At 65.5% G+C, this 20,836-nt stretch carries 17 protein-coding genes; 8 read left to right on the forward strand and 9 right to left on the reverse strand.

Going from position 1 to position 20,836, the window contains the following annotated elements; genetic code table 11:
• Positions 1 to 8 precede the first annotated feature (8 nt).
• On the reverse strand, positions 9 to 1,274 hold the full coding sequence (locus Q0071_RS13875; RefSeq protein ID WP_298170462.1) for a cytochrome P450: 1,266 nt from the start codon (positions 1,272 to 1,274) through the stop codon (positions 9 to 11).
• 153 nt (positions 1,275 to 1,427) lie between these two features.
• Here Q0071_RS13875 and Q0071_RS13880 point away from each other — a divergent pair, with 153 nt between their 5' ends.
• Positions 1,428 to 2,282, forward strand: a complete 855-nt coding sequence (locus Q0071_RS13880) for a 3,4-dihydroxyphenylacetate 2,3-dioxygenase (RefSeq protein ID WP_298170465.1) — start codon at positions 1,428 to 1,430, stop codon at positions 2,280 to 2,282.
• A gap of 780 nt (positions 2,283 to 3,062) precedes the next feature.
• On the opposite strand, the gene Q0071_RS13885 is transcribed toward Q0071_RS13880, so the two are convergent.
• Both Q0071_RS13885 and Q0071_RS13890 read right to left on the reverse strand, forming a co-directional pair.
• A complete protein-coding gene (locus tag Q0071_RS13885; protein WP_298170467.1) occupies positions 3,063 to 3,896 on the reverse strand; it encodes a type 1 glutamine amidotransferase in 834 nt (277 codons plus the stop codon).
• A gap of 15 nt (positions 3,897 to 3,911) precedes the next feature.
• A complete protein-coding gene (locus Q0071_RS13890; protein WP_298170470.1) occupies positions 3,912 to 4,928 on the reverse strand; it encodes an AraC family transcriptional regulator in 1,017 nt (338 codons plus the stop codon).
• Positions 4,929 to 5,138: 210 nt separating this feature from the next.
• On the opposite strand from Q0071_RS13890, the gene Q0071_RS13895 reads away from it, so the two are divergent.
• The 3 genes from Q0071_RS13895 to gabT are packed head-to-tail and all read left to right on the forward strand — an operon-like array spanning position 5,139 to position 9,040.
• A complete protein-coding gene (locus Q0071_RS13895; protein WP_298170473.1) occupies positions 5,139 to 6,314 on the forward strand; it encodes an MFS transporter in 1,176 nt (391 codons plus the stop codon).
• 24 nt (positions 6,315 to 6,338) lie between these two features.
• Positions 6,339 to 7,748, forward strand: coding sequence for an NAD-dependent succinate-semialdehyde dehydrogenase (locus Q0071_RS13900; protein ID WP_298170476.1), 1,410 nt, complete (start codon positions 6,339 to 6,341; stop codon positions 7,746 to 7,748).
• Positions 7,745 to 9,040 carry a 4-aminobutyrate--2-oxoglutarate transaminase gene (gene gabT / locus Q0071_RS13905; protein ID WP_298170479.1) on the forward strand — a complete coding sequence of 432 codons (1,296 nt, stop codon included), beginning with the start codon at positions 7,745 to 7,747 and terminating at the stop codon, positions 9,038 to 9,040. The genes Q0071_RS13900 and gabT overlap by 4 nt, the downstream gene beginning before the upstream one ends.
• Positions 9,041 to 9,064: 24 nt before the next feature.
• On the opposite strand, the gene Q0071_RS13910 is transcribed toward gabT, so the two are convergent.
• Positions 9,065 to 10,081 carry an AraC family transcriptional regulator gene (locus Q0071_RS13910; protein WP_298170482.1) on the reverse strand — a complete coding sequence of 339 codons (1,017 nt, stop codon included), beginning with the start codon at positions 10,079 to 10,081 and terminating at the stop codon, positions 9,065 to 9,067.
• 42 nt (positions 10,082 to 10,123) lie between these two features.
• The gene (locus Q0071_RS13915; RefSeq protein WP_298170485.1) at positions 10,124 to 11,011 is read right to left on the reverse strand and encodes a fumarylacetoacetate hydrolase family protein; all 888 of its coding nucleotides are present in this window, start codon (positions 11,009 to 11,011) and stop codon (positions 10,124 to 10,126) included.
• Between the two features lie 128 nt (positions 11,012 to 11,139).
• Between Q0071_RS13915 and Q0071_RS13920 the strand changes: the two genes are divergently transcribed.
• On the forward strand, positions 11,140 to 11,943 hold the full coding sequence (locus Q0071_RS13920; RefSeq protein WP_298170488.1) for an acetoacetate decarboxylase family protein: 804 nt from the start codon (positions 11,140 to 11,142) through the stop codon (positions 11,941 to 11,943).
• Here Q0071_RS13920 and Q0071_RS13925 read toward each other — a convergent pair whose 3' ends face one another.
• Complete coding sequence (locus Q0071_RS13925; RefSeq protein WP_298170491.1) at positions 11,944 to 13,206, reverse strand: amidohydrolase family protein; 1,263 nt, start codon at positions 13,204 to 13,206, stop codon at positions 11,944 to 11,946. It abuts the gene before it with no gap.
• A 303-nt stretch (positions 13,207 to 13,509) separates the two neighbouring features.
• Here Q0071_RS13925 and Q0071_RS13930 point away from each other — a divergent pair, with 303 nt between their 5' ends.
• Together Q0071_RS13930 and Q0071_RS13935 are read left to right on the forward strand one after the other, a co-directional pair.
• A complete protein-coding gene (locus tag Q0071_RS13930) occupies positions 13,510 to 13,992 on the forward strand; it encodes a hypothetical protein (RefSeq protein ID WP_298170494.1) in 483 nt (160 codons plus the stop codon).
• Positions 13,993 to 14,392: 400 nt separating this feature from the next.
• Positions 14,393 to 15,448, forward strand: a complete 1,056-nt coding sequence (locus Q0071_RS13935; RefSeq protein ID WP_298170496.1) for a fatty acid desaturase — start codon at positions 14,393 to 14,395, stop codon at positions 15,446 to 15,448.
• 74 nt (positions 15,449 to 15,522) lie between these two features.
• Here Q0071_RS13935 and Q0071_RS13940 read toward each other — a convergent pair whose 3' ends face one another.
• From Q0071_RS13940 to Q0071_RS13950, 3 genes are read right to left on the reverse strand one after another with little or no spacing between them, the layout of a single operon-like run.
• A complete protein-coding gene (locus Q0071_RS13940) occupies positions 15,523 to 16,968 on the reverse strand; it encodes a TolC family protein (RefSeq protein WP_298170499.1) in 1,446 nt (481 codons plus the stop codon).
• Positions 16,969 to 16,983: 15 nt separating this feature from the next.
• Positions 16,984 to 18,090, reverse strand: coding sequence for an HlyD family efflux transporter periplasmic adaptor subunit (locus Q0071_RS13945; RefSeq protein ID WP_366886539.1), 1,107 nt, complete (start codon positions 18,088 to 18,090; stop codon positions 16,984 to 16,986).
• Positions 18,074 to 19,771: an ABC transporter ATP-binding protein gene (locus Q0071_RS13950; protein ID WP_298170502.1), complete on the reverse strand. Its 1,698-nt coding sequence runs from the start codon at positions 19,769 to 19,771 to the stop codon at positions 18,074 to 18,076. Before Q0071_RS13950 ends, Q0071_RS13945 begins: the two co-directional genes overlap by 17 nt.
• Before the next feature lie 116 nt (positions 19,772 to 19,887).
• Between Q0071_RS13950 and Q0071_RS13955 the strand changes: the two genes are divergently transcribed.
• A complete protein-coding gene (locus Q0071_RS13955; protein ID WP_298170505.1) occupies positions 19,888 to 20,799 on the forward strand; it encodes a LysR family transcriptional regulator in 912 nt (303 codons plus the stop codon).
• Positions 20,800 to 20,836 lie beyond the last annotated feature (37 nt).

The raw sequence follows: 20,836 nt of genomic DNA on the forward strand, positions 1-20,836 counted from the left end.
TCTCCCCTTCAGCGCGCTTTTACGCGTACCGGCAGATGCTTTATGCCGTGAATGAAATTGCTGCGCAAAAAGGCATGATCGCGCACTTGTTCGATGGCGGTCAGGCGCTTGGCCAGTTCCTGCATGACGATAGCGACTTCAAGCTTGGCAAGCCACATGCCGAGGCAGATATGCGGGCCGCCCTGGCCGAACGAGAGGAACGGATTGCGCTCCCGGCTCAGGTCGATGCGATAGGGATCGGCAATCGCCATCTCGTCGCGGTTGCCGGAAATGAACCACAGCAGCACCTTGTCGCCTTCGTGCACCTGTTTGTCATGGAAGGTGAAATCGCGGGTCGCGGTGCGGCGGAAATGGGTTGTGGGCGAGGCATAGCGGATCATTTCGTCCGCCGCCGCTTCCCAGCTGTGAAATTCCCCGCGCTGCAACTGGCCGAGCAGCGCCGGATCATTCGCCAGTGCATGGATCGTGGCGGAGATCGAGTAGCGCGTCGTGTCGTTCCCCGCCGCCACCAGCAGGCAGAAGAAATTCCGGAACTCGTCGCGCGACATTTGCGCGCCGCTGTTGGTCGGCTCGCGCACCAGATTGAGCACGCCGATCTGTTCGCCCGCATCCATGCGGTCGAGCAGTTTGTTGGCATAGTCGAACAAGTCCATCGCCGCCGGCGAGCGGAACGGGAGCATGCGGTAGGCATCGCTATCGAGCTGGTCGACGACGAAATCGGTATAGTCCGGATCCGCATTGGAAATCAGCGCATCGCCCTTTTCGACGAGCCACGGGCCGTCTTCCTGCGGCACGCCCATGATCTGCGCCAGCATCTGCATGGGCAAGCGCCGCGCGATGCGGTCGACCGCGTCGAACTCGCCTTCCTCAAGCGCGACATCGAGCAGTTCGGTCACGATCTTGCGGATCTGGTCCTCGAACTGGGCAACGGTGCCTTTGGCAAAGGCCTTGGAAACGAGCGCGCGAAAGCCCCGGTGATGCGGCGCATCGGTTTCCTGAAAGGTCTTGCGCGCCTCGACTTCCTCCATGGTCTGGTCTTCCATGCGGATCCCGCGCGCTGAGGAGAGGAGATCGGCCTGCCGGTTGAGCTCGAGCAGATCGGCATGGCGCGTTACTGACCAGAAGCCCGTCTCGCCACTCGTCATTTCAGACCACGCCATCGGCACTTCGCGGCGCATCCGCGCGAAGGTTTCGAAAGGGGCGCCGTCGTTGAAGGCATCGAGCGAGGACAGATCGACGTGCGCGTCAGCCTGGCGCGAGAATGCAAATGGCATGGGAACCTCTCCTGTTCGATTGCCGTGCTAGTCCCACCTTGGGCCGAGGGACTTGGCATAACCGGACAGAGTGCGCTGTGTCCGGCTTGGGGGCCTTCTTGTCCGCGCGCAGCGGGCCTATTGAGCGCTCATCACAGCACAAGGAACCGCAACATGGGTGAGATCATCGGAGCAGGGCTCGTTGCACACGCGCCGACCATCATGATGTCCGAGGCGGACCGCTACGAGCTCAACGAGGGCAAGGAAATCAGCCTCGTGCCCGGATTGCGGCGGCTGAAGAGCGAAGTGCTTGATGTGCTGAAGCCCGATGTAATCGTGCTGTTCGATACGCACTGGTTCACCATCGTGGAGTTCTGCATCGCCGCGCACGCGCGCCGGACGGGGCTCTTCACATCGGACGAACTGCCGCGCGGCATGAAGCAGATTCCCTACGATATTCCGGGCTGCCCCGAACTCGCCGCCGCAATGGCGCAGCGCGCGACCGAGCACGGGGTGCGTACCACGGCGAACGATGACCCCTACCTCCCGATGCACTATCCCACGGTCAATCTCTCGACCTTCCTGCAAGGCGAGGAAAAGTGGATTTCGGTGAGCCACGCCTATTCGGCTGAGCCGCACAATTTCCTCGGCGTCGGCGCAGGGATCGGGCAGGCGATCCGCGAATCCGACAAGCGCGTGGTGCTCATTGCCAGCGGCTCGATGAGCCACCGCTTCTGGCCCTTCGACCAGATCGCGCAGCACGAAGCCTCCGATCCCATCCACATTTCCTCGCCCGTGGCGCGCGAGGCGGATCTTGAGCGGTTGCGCTGGTTTGCCGAGGGCAATCACGCTGCAGTGATTGACACGATGCCCGACTACCTCCGCCACGCGCCTGAGGCGCGCTTCGGTCACTACCTGATGATGGCGGCGGCCTGCGGCGGGCACGAATGGAAGGCCAGGGGCCGGCAGTTTTCGGACTATGAGAACGCGACCGGGACCAGCCAGGTGCATGTTTGGTTTGATATGTAGGGTTTGGTTCCGGAGCGTTTCGGGTTCAAGAAGAAGGCGTTTCGCGCAGAGACGCGGAGGCACGCAGAGGGCGCGAAGAGGGTGTGATTGGGGCACCGCCGCGTAGCGGCTCTGGGCATGGCGATTCTGGACGAGCGCCTGCGGCGCAGCAGGACGTCTCTGCGCCCTCTGCTCGCCTTTGCGTCTCTGCGAGAAACCTGAATGCAGTGCGGCTGTTGGATTTGGCGGCGCGGCGGTGGGCTGTTCGGGCAATGGGGAGTGATCGCGCGACCGGTGCGGCACCTGCACAGGTGCTGCGGGAGGGGCGTCGTATTCCGCCGGGTGCGAGTGGCCGGACTGCGGAAGAGGTCCGGCGCAGCCATTTGTGTCGATCATGGCCCGGGACCGGGGTAGCGGCTCGCAGGCGTGCCGGTCTTTGCTCGCGTCCGGCAGAAGCGGGACGGGAGCCATGATCCTGTGCTGGCGCGGTAAGTGCCTGGCCAAGGACTTTGGGGAAACCGCCCCACCTTGAACCCGCAGCCCGCACCGGTCGCGTTGGCCTGTTACGGCCAAAGGAGCGAGGGCGAGGCCGGCCAAGCCTGCTCCCGATCTGGGCGGGGCGTATAACCTATATGGTTCATTTTGTCAAGGGTTGTGTGCCTCCGGGATCGCGGCGCACCTCCACACACCTTCGTCATTCCCGCGAAGGCGGGAATCCAGAGCTCCAAACGCCGCGCTTGCCGCTCTGGATTCCCGCCTTCGCGGGAATGACGAAGGTTTGTATGCTAGCGGATTGGTCGATTAAAGCACCTTCGCCTCGATCCAGGCGAGGATTTCCGCGCGGCGGGTGCGGTTGTCCAACACATCCTCGTCAACGCCAAGCTGCCATGCGAGACCGGAATTTGCCGGATCGGCCGCTAGCGTTGCCAGCTTCTCGCGGTAGGTCACCAGTTCAGCCATATCGGCAAAGAACCCCTGCGCGACCATGTCTTCGGCGTAGAGCGTGTAGAGCTGCACGAGCTGCCCGAGATCGAACTCGGGGTGATACTGCACCGCCCAGACTTCGCTGTTGGCCAGCGGGATCACCGCCGCTTGAATTTCGCTGTGCGCATTGGAAGCGAGCAGCGTCGCGGTTTCGGGCAGGCGGATCACTTCGTCATAATGGATGCAGGGCGCGTCGAACACAGGGGCCTTGCCCTTAAACATCGGGTGCGCGCGGCCAGCCTCGTTCAGCAGGATCTTGCGCGCAAAACCCACTTCGCGGCCCTTGGGGTTGAAGGCGACTTCGCCGCCCGCCGCGACCGCCGCGATCTGCAAGCCCCAGCACGAACCAAAGATGGGCAGGCCCGCCTCCGCCGCCTCGATCAGCAGCGCGATCTGGTTGGTCACCGCAAACTCTGCATCATAGGCATGGAGTGCCGAGCCGGTGACGACAAAGCCCGCATAGTCGGACCACGTGCGCCCACCGGGGATCGTCTCGCCTTCATCCGCGCCGTTCAGCACGTCGAGTGCAATATCGGGGTAATGCGCGGCAATCGCCTCGATATAGATCTCGCTCGAGGTGCGCACGCCGAGTTCATGGGCGCGGGCGCGCTTGGGCGCGGTGTTGCCTTCAAGCAGCAGCAGTCGGGTCATGGTCTGTCCTGAAAATCAGTGCGCCGTGCCGGCCAGGTTCGTCCGGAACGCTTGCGGGGAAATCCCGCTCCAGCGGTGGAAAGCGCGGGTGAAATTGCTGTGCTCGGCATAGCCCAGCCTTAGCGCGATCTGCGCGATCGACAAATCGGGGCGTACGCGAAATTCGAACACGGCCTGCCGCATCCGGCATTCATCGAGCACCTGCTGGAACGAACTCCCCTGCTCGGTCAGCTTGCGGCGCAAGGTGCGGCTCGACATTCCCATCTCGCGGGCAAAGCGTTCCTGCTCGATGGCGCAGGAATTGAGATCGCGCAGCACCATCTGGCTCAGCCGGTCGACCAGCGGGGTCTCGCGCCGCTTGGCGACGATCGAGCGGGTGAGCTGGCGCACATCCGCCACCGGCGGATTGGCCTGCGCCGGAAGTGCGAGGTCGAGCAGCGCGGCGGGAAAGCGGATCTGATTGGTATCCGCGCCGAAGGTGCAGGGCGCGCAGACCACCTTGCCGATATCGCCGCGCATCTCGTGGCTTTCCGCCTCGAATGCGAACTCGATCTTGTCCCAGTGCCCGCCCAAGTGGCCATGGAGCCCGCGCTTCAGGATCTGGCTGACGATCCCCAGCGTGAACATCGCATCATGGTGGCGCGGCCAGATATCGGGATCGAGGATACGGTAGCTGACCGAGGCCATGTCGTCCTCAAGCCCCAGGCGGATATCCGTGCAGTCCTGCAACAGCGAAAAGTAGTCCACCAGCCGCCGCAGGGCCGAACCCACGCGGCCTGCCGAGTTGATCGCATCGCCCAGCGGTCCGAGCGCGGCGAGATCGTAGTTGCCCCCGGCCAGCCACGGGATCGCCACATCGCGGGTGCGGGCGACAACGGCTTCCGAGAAGCGGACAAATTCCGCCAGCGGCATGGATTCTGGCTGCAGCTCATCCGCCAGCGGGCCATCGCCCAGCACGGGCGCGGCGGCGCGGTCTTCCAGAAAGCTCTCCCAGCCGTTCATTGCGGCGGCGCGTACGGTCGCTGGTGCCATGCTGTCTCCCCGGGGGCACGCGTAGGCGTGTTCTTGTGCTGCGAGGCTAAGCGATTCGCAGCTTAGGGATATTGATCCAAATCATCAAATCATGATCCAAATAATCGTGGGCTTGGGCATGGACGCGGCGGCCGGAATGTCCGATCCTGCCAAGCGGGCGCGCCCCTGCCATGCAAGGGCACCGGGGATAGACGGGGAGACAAACGGCAGATGGCGAACGCAACGCCCGCGCGGCGCGACATTGACGTCAATGGCTGGCCGGCGATCCTCTGCGCGGTGATCCTCGGCACGATCGGCGTGCTCTCGTTCATCATCCAGCCGGGCGTGGTGCAAGGCTATGTCACGCAGCTTCATGTGGACGAGGCGACTGCGGTCAACCTCGCGGGCGTCGAGATGCTGGGGGTCGCGCTGGCGACGATTTTCATGGCGGTGTGGGGCACGCGGATCAACTGGCGCTGGGTTGTGGCGGCGGGACTTGTCGTTGCAGCACTCGGCAACTTTGCCTCGCTCGGTGCCCCGCAGGGCGGCCCCTTCGAGATTGCGCGCTTTGTCACAGGGCTCGGCGAGGGGACGATCACCTCGATCAGCTTCACTTTTGTCGGCGTGACCATTCGCGCCGAACGCAACCTCGCGCTCTATCTCACGTTGCTGCTCACCTATGGCGCGTTTGGGCTGTGGTATCTCCCGGAATTCCTGGGCAGCCATGGCCTTGACGGCATGTTCATCGGTTTCGCGGTGCTCTCGCTGGCTTCGCTCGCTACTCTGCCGTTCCTGCCGCACGCCTATTCGCCCGAGGAAATGGTCAATCCCGAAGCCCGCCAACTGGCGACGCCGATGCTGGTCGTCGCACTGGCCGGGGTGCTGGCTTACAACATCGCGCAAGGGATCGCCTGGGCGGTCCTGTTCCTCGTCGGCATCGGCGCAGGGCTGGCCGAGCAGTCTGTCGCAGACGCGCTGTTCCTCTCGCAGATCCTCGCCGTTGGCGGCGCGCTCGCTTCGGTGTTCCTCGCGGGGCGCATCAGCCGCAATGGTGCCATCGCGTTCGGCATCCTTGCTGGTGCGGCGAGCATCACGCTGCTGATCGGCAAGCCCACGCTGATGCTCTTCGTGGTCGGTGTGTGCGGTTTCAACGTGCTGTGGAACTTCGTGCTGCCGTTCATCCTTGGCCGCGTCTGCGATTTCGATGAAAGCGGGCGGATGATGTCGTTCGCGATCATGATGCAGATGATCGGCCTCGGCGGCGGGCCGCTGATCGCGGCGCAGCTGCTTGATGGCAGCGGCTACCGCTCGGCAGAATTGCTTTGCGTGGCGCTGTTCATCGTAAGCTATGCACTGTTGCTGGTTCCCATTCGCAAGCATCAGGCGCTATCCGCGCTTCCAACCTGATTCCGTTTCAAGAGGAGCTCATGCGTGTTTGAAACCGTGCCCGAAGGCACCGGCCTTGCTGTCCATAACCCGGCGACCGGCGCGCTGATCGCCACCGTGCGCGACTATGCACCCGCCGAGATCGCCGCGATCATCGATGCCGCCGATGCCGCACGCCCCGCCTGGGCAGCCGAAACAGCCAAGGCCCGCGCAGCCGTGCTGCGCCGCTGGTACGGCCTCATCATGGAACGGCAGGAGGAACTCGCCGCGCTCATCACCGCCGAATGCGGCAAGCCGCTCGCCGAAGCGCGCGGCGAGGTGGCCTACGGCGCTTCGTTCATCGAGTGGTTCGCCGAAGAAGCCAAGCGCGCCTATGGCGAAACGGTGCCAACCTTCGCGGCGGGCAAGCGCGTCCTCACCATCAAGCAGCCGGTTGGCACTTGCGCCGCGATCACGCCGTGGAACTTCCCCATCGCGATGATCACCCGCAAGGTTGGCCCGGCGCTCGCCGCGGGCTGCTCGATCGTGGTCAAGCCCGCCGAGGCGACGCCGCTGTCTGCCCTCGCGCTGGAAACACTGGCGCGCGAGGCAGGGGTGCCCGCAGACCTGTTCCGCGTTACCCCCTCCAACGATCCGGCGGGCGTCGGCACCTTGTTCTGCCGGCATCCCAAAGTGCGCAAACTGAGCTTCACCGGCTCGACCCGCGTCGGCAAGATCCTGATGGCGCAGGCGGCGGAAAACGTCACCCGGCTCAGCCTCGAACTCGGCGGCAATGCGCCGTTCATCGTGTTCGATGATGCGGATCTCGATGCCGCCGCGGATGGCCTGATGGCCTCCAAGTTCCGCAACGCCGGGCAAACTTGCGTCTGCGCCAACCGCGTGCTGGTGCAGGACGGCGTCTACGATGCCTTTGTCGAGAAGGTGCGCGCGAAGGTCGCCGCGCTGGTTGTCGGCGATGGTGCGGCCCCCGGCACGACCATTGGCCCGCTGATCAATGCGGCCGCAGTGGACAAGGTCGAAAGCCTTGTCGCCGACGCGCTGGCGAGCGGCGCCACCGCGCTGATGGGCGGCAACCGCTCGAACGCCGGACCCGGCTTTTTCGAGCCGACGCTCCTCTCCGGCGTGCGCGGCGACATGGCGATTGCCAGCTCCGAAATCTTCGGCCCCGTGGTGCCGCTGATCCGCTTCGCCGATGAGGATGACGCCGTTCGCCGAGCGAACGACACACCCTTTGGTCTCGCCGCCTACTTCTTCGCGCGCGATCTGGGCCGCGTCTGGCGCGTGATGGAAGCGCTCGAATACGGCATGGTCGGCGTGAACGACGGCATCATCTCGACCGAAGTTGCGCCGTTCGGCGGCATCAAGCAGTCCGGCCTTGGCCGCGAAGGTTCGCGCCATGGCCTCGATGAATATCTCGAACTCAAATACTGCCTCATGGGGGGAATTGGCCGATGACCAGCAATCAGGACCTCTGGGCCCGCCGCGAAGCCGCCGTGCCGCGCGGGGTCTCCTCGATCCACTCGCGCTTCTTCGAGCGCGGCGTGAATGCCGAAGCGTTTGACGCAGACGGCAACCGCTATATCGACTTCGCGACCGGCATCGCGGTGTGCAACACCGGCCATTCCGACCCGCGCATTGTCGATGCGGTGAAGCGCCAGCTTGACCAGTTCTCGCACTGCTCGTTTCAGGTGACGCCGTACGAGAGCTACATTTCGCTGGCCGAGCAGCTCAACGCGGCGGCGCCCATCGAAGGCCCGGTCAAGACGATTTTCCTGACCACCGGCGCGGAAGCGCTGGAAAACGCTGTGAAGATCGCGCGGATGGCAACAGGACGGCGCGGCATCATCACCTTCCAGGGCGGCTATCACGGCCGCACGCTGCTCACGCTGGCGATGACCGGCAAGGTGCTTCCCTACAAGGCCGGGTTCGGCCCGCTGCCCGGTGATGTGTTCCACACCCGCTTCCCGATCCCCTACCACGGCTTTGACGAAAAGCAGGCCGTAGCCGCGCTCGAAGCGCTGTTCGCCTCGACGATCGAGCCCGCCGCAGTCGCCGCCATCGTGCTCGAGCCGGTGCTGGGCGAGGGCGGGTTCTACACCGCCTCCTACGCTTTCTTCCGCGCCCTGCGCGATATCTGCGACAAGCACGGCATCCTCCTGATTGCCGACGAGGTCCAGTCGGGCTTCGCGCGCACAGGCCGCCTCTTCGCGATGGACTGGGTGCGTGAGGCGACCGGCGTGACGCCCGATATCATGACCATCGCCAAGGCCATGGCGGGCGGCTTCCCGATTTCGGGCGTGATGGGCCGCGCCGATATCATGGACGCACCCGATGCCGGCGGCCTCGGCGGCACCTATGGCGGCTCGCCGCTCGGCTGCGTGGCGGGGCTGGAAGTGCTCAAGATCATCGCCGAGGATGGGCTTTGCGAACGCGCGGTCACCATCGGCAACACGATCAAGGGCACCCTTCGCGCGCTGCAGCAGGGCGGCATGCGCGTGATCGGCGATGTGCGCGGCCCCGGCGCGATGATCGCAATGGAGCTTGTCCACGATGGCGATCCGGACCGGCCCAATCCTGAGCTGACCAAGGCTATCGTCCAGGAAGGCGCGAAGGACGGGCTGCTGCTGCTCTCCTGCGGGATGCGCGGCAACGTCGTGCGCTTCCTGCCGGCACTGACCATGCCCGATGATCTGCTGAACGAAGCCATGGACCGGCTGAGCGGACTGATGCGTCGCGTGGCTGGATAACCAGATTGGAAATAGGGACTGTCCCTATTTTTGCGCCGCGCCCTCTCCCTTTCGGTAGCGTCCCGGTGGAACGCCGAAATGGCGGGCGAAGGCGCGGGTGAAGCTCGCGCTTTCGGCAAAGCCAACGTCGAGCGCGATCATGCTGACATTGCGGCGGCTGTTGCGCAGCAGGCGTGCGGCGGTTTCCATGCGGTGTTCATGCACCAGCTTGCGCCAGCCTGTGCCCTCAGCGGTCAGGCGGCGGTGCAAGGTGGGCACGGAAAGGTCCAGCCGCCGGGCCGCTTCGGCAAGGTCGGGCGGTGCATCGAGCGGTGCCTGCTCGATCATCGCGCGGACCTGTTCCGACAGCGATGCCGCCGTCCCGCGACCGGCCAACCGTTGGAGATGTTCCTCGAGGATCGGATGGAGGCTCGGGCTCAGCACCCGGCCGCGTGCATCGAGATAGCGCCCATCCATCGCAATCGCGTTGCAGTCCTGCTCGAAGAACACGTCGCAGCCGAAGAAGTCGCGGTAGCGCGCGTAGTCTCCCACCCGTTCGTGCTCGAAGCGAACCTCGCGCAGCTCGATCTCGCCGCCGGTGAATTGCCGCGCAAGGCTGACCATCGCGCCTATCGAGTATTCTGCATCCTGCCGCCGCCGCGTGAGCGATTGATCGAGCACGCCGTAGGAGAACGTGGCCCAGCCGCCTTCATCAGCGAACTGGTTCCGGCTTGCTTGCTGCATGGTTGCAAGGTGGCGGGTAAAGCTGGTGAACGCGGTGCGCAGGTCTGGCGCGCTGAGGAACAGGAAGCTGAGCGGACCGAGGCTGTCCGATCCCGAAAGCCGCCCGGCATGCAGCCCGAAGTGCGGGTTCCGCACCAGTTCCGCCGCGTCCTCGAAGAACGAGACGAAGCTTGCCAGCGGGATCAGCCCGTCCGGATCTTCCAGCACCTCACGCGTCACGCCGATGCGCGCCAGCAGTCCCGCCGCCGAATGGCCGGTCAGCTCGACACAATTGGCCACGTGGCGCAGAAACTGCGCGGCGATCTGGGGTTCGGCCATGCGACCTAGCCTATCAGCAGCGACCGTGCAGGCAAGGCGCGGCTACTTCTTGTCGAGCGCGGACTCATAGAACGCCGCGCCCTGGCCGCCCGCCGCGCGCTTGCCGCGGAATTCCCAGTCACCGCCCATCGCGGTGGAGATCACTTCCTCGGACTCGGTCGGCTGCGCGCCGCAATCGTCGCGGATCGGGGTGGGGCCATGGACGATGGTGTTGGTGAGTTTGCCGAGCCCTTCGACTTCCACTTCCACCACATCACCCGGCTGCACCGGCCGGCTGTTGGCAGGCGTGCCCGAAAGCAGCACGTCGCCCGGCTCCAGCGTGATCGTGCGGGCAATATCCGCGACGAGGTAGTGCATGTCCCACTCCATCTCGCTGGTATTGCCGTCCTGCCGGACTTCGCCGTTGACGATGGTGCGGATCTGCTTGTTCCGGAAATCCCAGCCCGTCACGAGGCCGGGGCCGATCGGGCAGAGCGTGTCCGATCCCTTCACCCGCAGCATCGAGCCGGCGTCGGTATCGCGGAAATCGTGGAGGCCGTAGTCGTTGGCGACCGAGTAGCCGAGGATGTAGTCGGCGGCCTCATCCGGCGAGATGTTGCGGCAGCTCTTGCCGATGACAATGGCGATTTCGCCTTCGTAGTTGAGGTACTTGCAGCGTTCTGGGCGCACGACTGCGCCCTTGTGGGTGTTGAGCGCGGTCAGCGGCTTCTGGAAGTAGGTCGGCGCGGCGGGGAGCTTGGTGATGAACTCCTTGACCCGGCTGATGTAGTTCAGATGGACGCAGATGATCTTGCTCGGGTTGCAGGGCGCCAGATGTACTGCTTCATCGACGCCAATGCTGCGCCCGTCCTTGGTGACAAGCTCGTCGCCGTGGCGGGTGGTCAGGATGGGATAGCCATCGAGCAGGATGCGGCGGTATTCGGTGGTCATCGTGAGGCCCTCGTTTCCATTTGTGATAAGCCTTAGCGTCCTCACGCGCCACAGGCATTGGCCGCTGCGGCCAAGCTTGGCGGGGCGGGGGCGCTAGAAGCAGGTGACAGCATCGAGACGAGGTAATGATGAGCGACCTGAAGGGCCTGTTCTATCCCCGCACGCCGAGCGGCAAGGCGAGCATCGTACCGCCGGTGCCGTGGCACTATTCGGGCGAGCTCATCACGCTGGAATACCGCACTGACCCTGCGAAGATTGCGGCGCTGCTGCCCGAGGGCTTCACGCTGGCCGACGAAGATCCCGGCGCGGTCGCGGCGATCTGGGCGGATTGGCAATCGACCTCCGACGATCCCTTGCAGATCCTTGATCCGGTGCGGGTGCAGTACAAGGAGATGTTCATCGTGGTGCGGTGCCAGTTCCAGGGCAAGACCTGGTCGCGCTGCGTCTATATCTGGGTGGACAAGGAATTCGCGATGCTGCGCGGCCAGCATCAGGGGTATCCGAAGAAGCTCGGCTCGATCCAGATGAGCCGCCCGGTCTACGTCGGCAAGGCTGGCCCGCGCCTGCAGCCGGGCGGCACGTTCGGCGTGACGCTGGCGGCGTTCGACCGGCGGCTGGCCGAGGGGCGCTTCACCATCACCGAGGCGGCGGAAAAGCCCGGCTTCGTCAACGGCCTGCCAATGGTCCACAACCGCTGGATGCCCGCGATCGAGACCGACGGCACCCAGAGCCTCGACGAAGTGGTCACCATGTCGAGCTACGACGTGGACTTCGGCCGCTGCTTCAAGGGCGATTTCGATCTCACGTACTTCGATTCCCCGGTCGAGGAATTGCTCGATATCGCGCCGCAGGAGAAGATCGCCGGGTACTGGCACGAAGTCGGCGTTTCGTGGCGGGCAGGCACCACGCTTGCGCGGAACAACCTCGTCTGATCACCGGACTACCGCACCACCCTTCATCACCAGCTTGATGCGGGCAAGCGCGGAAAGATCGCGCGTCGGGTCGCCCTCAACAGCAATCAGATCGGCGAGCAGGCCGAGCTTGACCGCACCGCGGTCGGTAAGGTGGAAGGCCTGCGCATTGCCCGAGGTGGCGGCGATGAGGACGGCGGCGGGGCTCATCCCGGCGGCGGCCATCGAGGTCATTTCGCGCACGTTCTCGCCGTGGGCAAAGACGCCGACATCGCCGCCCATGCAGATCGGAACCCCGGCAGCGAGCGCGGTGCGGAAGGCGGTACGGCCCTCGGCGACGCCGGCGGGCGGGTGTTCGGGATCGGTCCAGCCGCGATAGCGCGCGATGGCCTCCCCGGCGGCGAGCGTGGGGCAAAAGGCGATGCGCTTGGCGGCCATGGCCTTGAACACGGCGGGCGTGCCTTCATCGCCGTGCTCGATGGTATCGACCCCGGCATTGATGGCGCGGCGCATGCCTTCCGCCGTTACGGCATGGACCGCGACCGTGCGGCCCGCATCGTGCGCGGCGGCGGTGGCGGCATCCATTTCGGCCTGGCTGAAAGTGGGCAGGCTCGGCTCGCCCGGGCGGTAGTGGTAATCGGCATAGAGCTTCACGACGTCTGCGCCCGCCGCGATCTGATTGCGGACGGCGCGGACAACGCCCTCCACACCGCTCGCTTCCTCGGCGCCCTGCGGGACGGCGACGCCGGGTTCGAAGCCCTTGGGGCCATAGGCGCCCTGCGCGACAATGGCGCGGGTGGCGACGAGGAGGCGGGGGCCGGGGGTGAGGCCGCCGTCGATCGCCTTCCTGAGGCCGACATCGGCATAGCCCGCGCCTTCAGTGCCAAGATCGCGCTCCGTGGTGAAGCCAGCGCGCAGCGTGGTTTCGGCGGCCTTGGCGGCGCGGATGGTGCGCAGGGCGAGGGACTCGTGGAGGACCTGATCGTCCCACGGCGTCTCGTTGTAGGGGTGGAGGAACAAGTGGCCGTGGCCCTCGATCAGGCCGGGCATGAGGGTCTGGCCGGGGAGGTCCACGGTGGCGGTGCCCGGCGGCACGGTGAGGTTGGGGCCGACGGCGGCGATCCTGTCGCCCTCAACCAGCACCTGCCAGCCGAGATGGGGCGCGGGATCGGTGCCATCGAACACAGCTGCGGGGCGGAGCAGGGTGCGCTGCGGTTCGGCAGCGCCTGCGGCGGCGGGGAGGGCGAGGACAAGCGCGAGCGCGGTGGTGAGATGGGCCTTCATGCGCGGTGCGCTCCGTTTGAATTCAGGTCAGGTTGACACAGTTGACACAGTCCAGAGGAGAAACTCGCGGGGGCTTTTCCGGCGGGGGCGCTGGCGGCCGGCGGGGCCGAGCGGGTGACGGAATTGCAGGGGTTTCTGATCATGCGGGGAGTGTATCGCAGAGCGATGCTGTAGGACAGGGGCGCTGGGCAGGCTTTGCTGTCCTGCCCATTGCGGTGCGGTCGGCTTTGCGGTGTTTCGTGGCAAATGCTGCCGTTCTGTAAGCGACCCCATTGCGGACATCGCGTGAGGTGGTAGCCTCACATGATGAGACTGTTCCTCTTCGTCGTATCGCTGCTGCCCATTGATGCGACCGCCGCGTCGGTGGTCGCGGCCTTGAGGGTTGAGGCAGATGCATCAGCATTTACGGTACAGGTCACGGAAGGACTTACCGGTGGCTACCAGATTGCGATTGATTGCACTGAAAACTGCGCAAAGGCGATTCACTATCGCGAGACAACCGGTGATGCGCCCCTAGGGCTGTTTTCTCGTGATCAGAACGGCTTAGTGTTCTCCATCTGGTCCGGAGGATCAGCCTATCGCGTGATGGTTTGGTCGGTGGCTGGGACCAGCGTGCAGAAAGTTGTCGAACTATCCAGCCGGGGTAGACCCAACTTTCTGTCCGACGCAAATGGTCGGCCAGTGATCGAAATCTTTGAAGGCGACAGCGGCATCGCTCCGCCGCACCGGGTACGTTGGACCTTTATCAAGGGTCACTTCATTCGCTCTGCCGCGAAGGTCAACTAACCACCAGAACACCCCAACCCTCGTCATTCCCGCGAAGGCGGGAATCCAGAGCGGCATGGCGCACCGGAACGATAAGCGGGTTCAAGCTGAAACGTGGGAACTGGATTCCCGCCTTCGCGGGAATGACGAAAACGAAAAGTTGGACCGCCAGCTTCCCGCCAAATGCTGCCATCTGCGTTCCCTAAGGCACTCCCCGTTAGCTGTCATTGCACCGGAACCACGGATGGCCCGGCACGGCCATTGGGGGGAGGGGCGCGAATGCGAAAGCCAAGCTCCGTGTCAAGCACGGGGCGATGGGGAGGGATGACGTGGGGGGAGGTCTGGACTTCCGCCCTTAGTGCCTGTGGACCGCACCTTGAAGCGGGGTGACAAATTCCGCGGGGGCGGTTAGCTGATCGAGGTGACCGTACTAGAACTCCAGAAGCCCGCCGAATCCCTTATCGAGCGCACTGCCGCTGCGCCGATTGATCCGCGGCAGCTCGCGCGCGATTTGCAGGCCTTCCGCGATCCGGTCCCCATACGCAGCGGGTGGGAACTGGCGATCACGCTGGTGCCGTTCATGGCCTTGTTTGCGCTGATCGCGATTGCGGTGAAAGCGGGCTATTGGCTGGCACTGGCGGCGACTCCGCTGGCCGGGCTGTTTCTGCTGCGGCTGTTCATCATCCAGCATGATTGCGGGCACGGTGCCTTCTTGCGCAACCGCACCAGCAATGACTGGATCGGTCGCGCGCTGGGCGTGTTGACCTTTACGCCCTATGATTGCTGGCGGCGCTCGCATGCGCTGCACCACGCTGGCACCGGCAATCTCGAGGCACGCGGGTTCGGCGATGTGGATATGCTGACGGTGCGCGAGTATCGGGAGCGTAGCTGGCTGGGACGGTTCGCGTATCGGCTCTATCGTCATCCGGCGGTGCTGCTGGGACTGGGGCCAGCCTATCTGTTCCTGCTGCGCCACCGGTTGCCGATCGGCCTGATGAACGAAGGCTGGACTTATTGGGTGAGCGCCATGGCCACCAATGCGGTGACCGCGCTGGTGCTGGCCTTGCCGCTCTATTTTTTCGGGTTTGGTGTGACGGCGCTGGTGTTCTTCCCTGTGCTGCTGTGTGCGGCATCGCTGGGGGTCTGGCTGTTTTACGTGCAGCATCAGTTCGAGGACGCGTACTGGAAGCAGCGGGCGGACTGGTCGTTCTACGATGCTGCATTGCTGGGCAGTTCGTACCTTGAATTGCCACGCATTCTTGGCTGGTTCACGGGGCATATCGGGATCCACCATGTCCATCATCTATCGAGCCAGATCCCCTTCTATCGCTTGCCTGAAGTGCTGAAACAGCATCCGGCCTTGCGCGATCTGAACCGGTTCAACGCGCTGCAGGCGTGCGGAACATTGCGGCTGGCGCTGTGGGACGAGGACCGGCGCGGGATGGTTTCGTTTCGCGAGGCGGCGGGCTCTGTGTGATCCGCGGGCGCTGCGCGGCTGCCCACCCCAGACCCCTCCCGCAGGCGGGAGGGGCTTTTTCGTACTAGCGCTGCTTAAGGAAGCGGCCCGTCCGGCAGGCCGAGCGCGGCGCGGTCTGCGGTCGCGCCGGCAAGGTCTATGCCAGCAAGGGCCGCGCGGGCCTGCGCATCAAGGAGGCGGACGCGGGCGTCGGTTGCAGCCTCTTCACGCATGTTGAGCAGGAAGAAGTCGCTCGCGCCGAGATCGAAGCGGCGGCGTTCGGCGGCGGCGAGGTCGTCGGCGAGGCGGGCTTCATCATCTGCAAGGCGGGCGGTCTTGGCGGCACCATCGACGGCGATGCCGATGCCCTTGACTTCGACCGCGATCTGTTCGCGCACGAGCTGCTGGCGGGTGCGCAGGCCATCGATTTCGGCGCGGGCCTCGGCGATCTTGCCCTTGGCGCTGCGGCGCTGGAGCGGGACGGTGAGGCGCACGCCGACGATGGCTTCCTCGCCATCGCGGGATTTGCCGCCGGGGCCGGTCCTGCCCAGATCGTAGGACAGCTCGCCGCGCAGATCGAGCCGCGGTTTCAGCTCGTTTTCGGCGAGCGCGAGCTTGAGTTCGGACTGGGCGAGGCGGGCGCTGATGGTCTGGACGTCGGGGCGGTCAATCGGCTGGCCGGGGCGGGTGGGGCGGAAGCCGGGGAGGCTGGCGGGCAGGCGTTCGGGGCCGGCGAGGATGCGCTCGCCATTCTCGTCACGGTAGAAGAACGAGAGCGCGTTGGCGGCGGCGCCGAATTCCTGTTCGGACCGGACGACGAGCGCGCGGCGGCGGACGATGTTGGTGTCGGCCTCGGTGAGGAGGATGGCAGGGCGCGCGCCGAGCTGGACCTGACGGGCGATGCCGGCGCGGCGCTGTTCGGCGAGATCGAGGAGGGCCTGATAGGCCTTGAGGCGCAGGCCGGCGGCGACCCAGTTCTGATAATTGGCGGCGGCGCGCGCCTGGACGCCGATCGCGACCATCTCGCGTTCGAGGCGCGCGGCATCGATATCGCGTGCGGCCATGGCAATGCGGCCGCGGCGCTCGTCGATCGCGCGGTCGCGCAGGAGGGAGAACAGGCCGCCGATCTTCAGTTCGCCAAGGCGGTCGGTATAGGCCTTGTCTTCGTAGATCGGGAAGGTGCCGCTGCTGACGCGGTAGCCGCCGTAGATCGAGCCGCCGTTGTCCGTGAGGGGTCTGGTGGCCTTTCCTTCGAGATACGAGCCTGAGTAGTAGCCGAGGACGCGGCTTCCGGCATCGACATCGAACACGGTGTCGAACGCGCCTTCGGCGGAAAGCGCGCGGCCTTCCGCCTGGCGGACGCGGGCCATCGCCTCAACGATCTGGGGTGCCTGCGCGGCGGAGCTCGCCAGGATTTCGCCCAGCGTGAGGGGACCGGACGCGGGGCTCGCCGCCGGTGCCGGATCGGCGGGCAGCTGCGCGGCGAGCGGCCATGCGCAGCCGAGCGCGAGCGCGGCGAGGACAGGTCGGATCAGGCGCATGTTAGCGGGGTCCCGTCACTTGGGCTTGCCCGCCTTGCGCACGGTGGCGTCGTCGTCCTTCGAGACGCTGTCTCCATCGCCGCCCTTGGCATCCTTGCCGCTGATCGAGGCCTTGATGTCCTTGCTGAATTCAAGCGGGAAATCGTTGAGCTGACGCCACAGTTCGTAGCCGACGGAGACGGTTTCCATCTGGATCCAGCCGCGCACCTTGGCGCCGAGCTTGGTGAAGCGCAGGTCGGGCCAGGGGCGCTGGCCGGGCGCGGGATCGATGAGGACGCGGAACAGGCCGCCCGAGCCGGAGGTGGGATCGACGGCGCGCACGCGGCCATCGAAGATGCCCTGCGCGACCGAGGGCCAGCCGCTGAACTGGATGGCCGGCCAGCCTTCGAATTCGAGGCGGACCTGCTGGCCGGGGCGCACCAGCGCGATATCGCGGCCATCGATGTAGAGCGCGACGGCGCGGGTCGCGGTTTCGGGGGCGATTGTGGCGAGCACCGAGCCGGGCGAGACGACGCCGCCGCTGAGGCCGGCGTTGACGGTCTGCACGCGGCCGGCGCGCGGCGCACGCACGAGCTGGCTGGACTGGCGGGCCAGCTGCACGTCGATGCGCTGGAGCTTGGCGCGCGATTCTGCGAGCTTGGCGCCGCCTTCGGCGACCTTGATCTGCGCGAGTTCGACATCGCGCCGGGCGATCAGGCCTTCGCGGAACAGCGCTTGCGCACGGTTCACATCGAGCATGGCGGTGGCGCGCGACTGGGTGACCGAGCCGATTTCCGCTTCGATCTGCGCGCGTTCGGCGGCGAGGCGGGTGAGGTAATCAGGATCGAGATCGACCACGCGGGCGATGGGCTGCCCGGCTGCGACCAGTTCGCCGTCCTTGACGTACCATTCGGTGATGCGCCCGCTGACGAGCGCGGAGACGTCTGCCGAGCGGTCATCGGGATTGAGCGCGACGACGAGGCCGTCGCCATTGGCGGTCTGCACCCAGGGCACGAAGGCCATGACCAGCGCGGCGGCGGTGATCGCGAGAGCGACCATCCACGCGGTGATGACCACCACGCGCGGCGCCTTCATGCGGGCGAGCGTGGGGAAATGTTCGATGTGTTCAAGCCGATAGGGCACGTGCGGCCTCCCGTTCTTTCACATGGGCCTGCAGTTCGGCGGCGGAGGCAAAGCGGAGCTGTTCCTGCTTGCCGAGCCAGAGCCAGCCATCGAGCGCTAACGAGCCGGGGCGGGAGGTGCACAGCATCACGGTGGTGCCGGCGGCCTTGAGCCGTTCGAGTACGCCGAACAGCTGCGCGGGCGGCATGACATCGAACACCGGCGCGAGCACGAGCACCTTGGGGCAGGCAAGCAGCGCGTTGGCGAGCTTGAGCTCCATTACCTCGCCCACGGTGAGCGGCCAGCCCGAATTGGCAAGCGGCGTGTCGAGTCCATCGGGCAGGCTGGCGATGCGTTCGCTGAGGCCGACCGCATCGAGCGCATCGAGGATGCTCTCCGAGGTTGCATCGGAGATCGCGAGATTGAGGTACTCGCGGATGGTGACCTCGACGATCGTCGGCCGGTCAAGCACGATGATTTCGGAGCGCAACATGTACATGTTGAGCCCGCCGAGATCCGAGCCGCCGACAGTGACAAGGCCGTGATCGGGCGCGACATGGCGCTTGAGAAGCATCGAAAGCGTGCGCTCCACCCCGGCTTCGGGCACGGTGACGACGCGCTCGCCGGCGTGAAGCGAGAAGTTGAGGTGCGTTTCGCCGAGCTTGACGTCGCGCAGCGCAATCGCGCCGTCGCGCGGGCCCTGGGTGCTGGGGATCGGCAGCTTTTCCTGCGTGATGCCATAGAGCAGCGAGAGTTCCTCGCAGCTGGCGACGAGATCGTAGAAGGTATCGAGGTACCAGCCGAGCTGGCCGACGCCGTAGAACACGCTGGAGAGGATGAGCTCGGCGCCGACGAGCTGGCCGATGGTGAGCTCGCCCGCGAGGATCAGGTTGCCGCCCAGCGCAAGGAGCGCGGCCGAGGCGGTGGCGTAGAGCGTGAAGAACGCCAGCGTCTGCGCAAAGCTGTAGCGGAAGTAGCCCTTGTGCTTGGCGATGTAGTTGGCGGTCATCGCCTCCGACCGGTCCATCGCGAAGCCGACATGGCGGCTCGACTTGTAGAAGCCGTTGGAGCCGCCGACGCTTTCGAGCCAGCGCGCGGTATCGTGCTTGGCGTGGCTCAAGGCGACCGCGCTAGTCATCGAGCCGCGTGACCACAGCAGCCAGATCACGAGGAGCGCGAGCAGCAGCACCACGTTGAAGGCGAGGAAGAACGGGTGATAGAAGCTGGTGACGATCAGGCCGACCGCCGATTGCAGCACGATGGTGAAGCCGCCGATCAGCAGGCTCGGCACCGATTTCTGCACGACGGTGAGATCGAAGAAGCGGTTGAACAGGTCTGCCCGCCGCGCATCGCCGAAGAAGGGATCGCGCGCATGAACCGCGCGAATGGTGATCTCGGCGACGATGCGGGCAAACAGGCGCCGCTCGAACAGCGTCATGATGTAGACGCGCAGCGCCGAAAGCATCGCGACGACGAAGAGGAGTGTGAAGAGGAGGACAGCGAGCGTCCACAACTGTGCTGGCAGTGCGGTGTAGGCGACGCTGTTGATGAGCAGCTGAACTGAAATGGGCGTGGCGAGCGACAGCAAGCCGATGGCTATGCCGTATACCGCTGCCAATCGCAGATAGCCGGCATCTGGCCCGATGATTTCGGCCAGCCAGCGTATTGCATCGCGCAGTTCGACCCGCGTTGGTGCAGCCATGAAATTCCCTGAGAGCTCTGATTTTCCGAAACGGTAATGCCTGTCTAAGCCATTGTGCACCGCAGCGCCAATTACAACTCTTGTCTGGAGACTATAACCTGTGGTTATGGTCCTCAATGACCACCATCCGCCAGTTGCAGTATCTCGTCGCGCTTGCCGACGAAGGCTCGTTCGCCGAGGCCGCGCGGATCAGCCACGTTTCGCAGCCGGCGCTGAGCCAGCAGGTCAAGGCGCTGGAGGAGCGGCTGGGGGTGCGGCTGCTTGACCGGTCCACCACCGGCGCGATCCTGACGCCGATCGGGCGGAGCATCGTTTCCAAGGCGCGCGGGATCCTGGGCGAAGTGCGCGGGATCGAGGAACTGGCGCGCAGCGCCGCGACGGGCCTCACCGGCACCTTGCGCCTGGGGACGACGCCGACGCTGGGGCCCTATCTGCTCTCGCCGATCATCGCCGACCTCCACCGCGCGGCACCGGGCCTCAGGCTCTATGTGCGCGAGGGGATTCCCGACGAGCAGGCGCTGCAGGTCTCGCGCGGGGAGCTTGACGTGATGCTGGGGCCGCTGCCGATCCGGGGCGACGATCTCGAGATCGAGCCCTTGTTCCGTGAGCCGCTCGATCTGGTGGCGGCAGTGGACAGCCCGCTGGCGCGCGGTCCGGTGGAGTCTTCGGCACTGGCGGGGCAAGTGCTGCTATCGCTTGATACGCGGCATCACCTGCACCGCGAAACGCGCGAGATTGCCGAGACCCATGGCATGGCGCTGAGCCCGGACTACGAAGGCACGAGCCTTGATAGCTTGCACATGATGGCGGCCTCGGGCCTTGGCCTCACGGTGCTGCCGCGGCTCTATTTGCAGAGCGACGTGGGCGGACTTTCGGGGCTGAGCGTCGTCGAAGTGGAAGGCTGGAAGGCGCACCGGTCGGTGGCGCTGGCCTGGCGGCGCGGCACGAGCATGGAAGCGGCGTTTCGCGTGATTGCGGAACATGTGCAGCGCTCGGCCCGCCGGATGCTGGAGCGGGAACTGGGTTGAGCCGCTCTGGATTCCCGCCTGCGCGGGAATGACGAAG

The organism is Novosphingobium sp., assembly GCF_027486195.1.
Lineage (GTDB): Bacteria > Pseudomonadota > Alphaproteobacteria > Sphingomonadales > Sphingomonadaceae > Novosphingobium.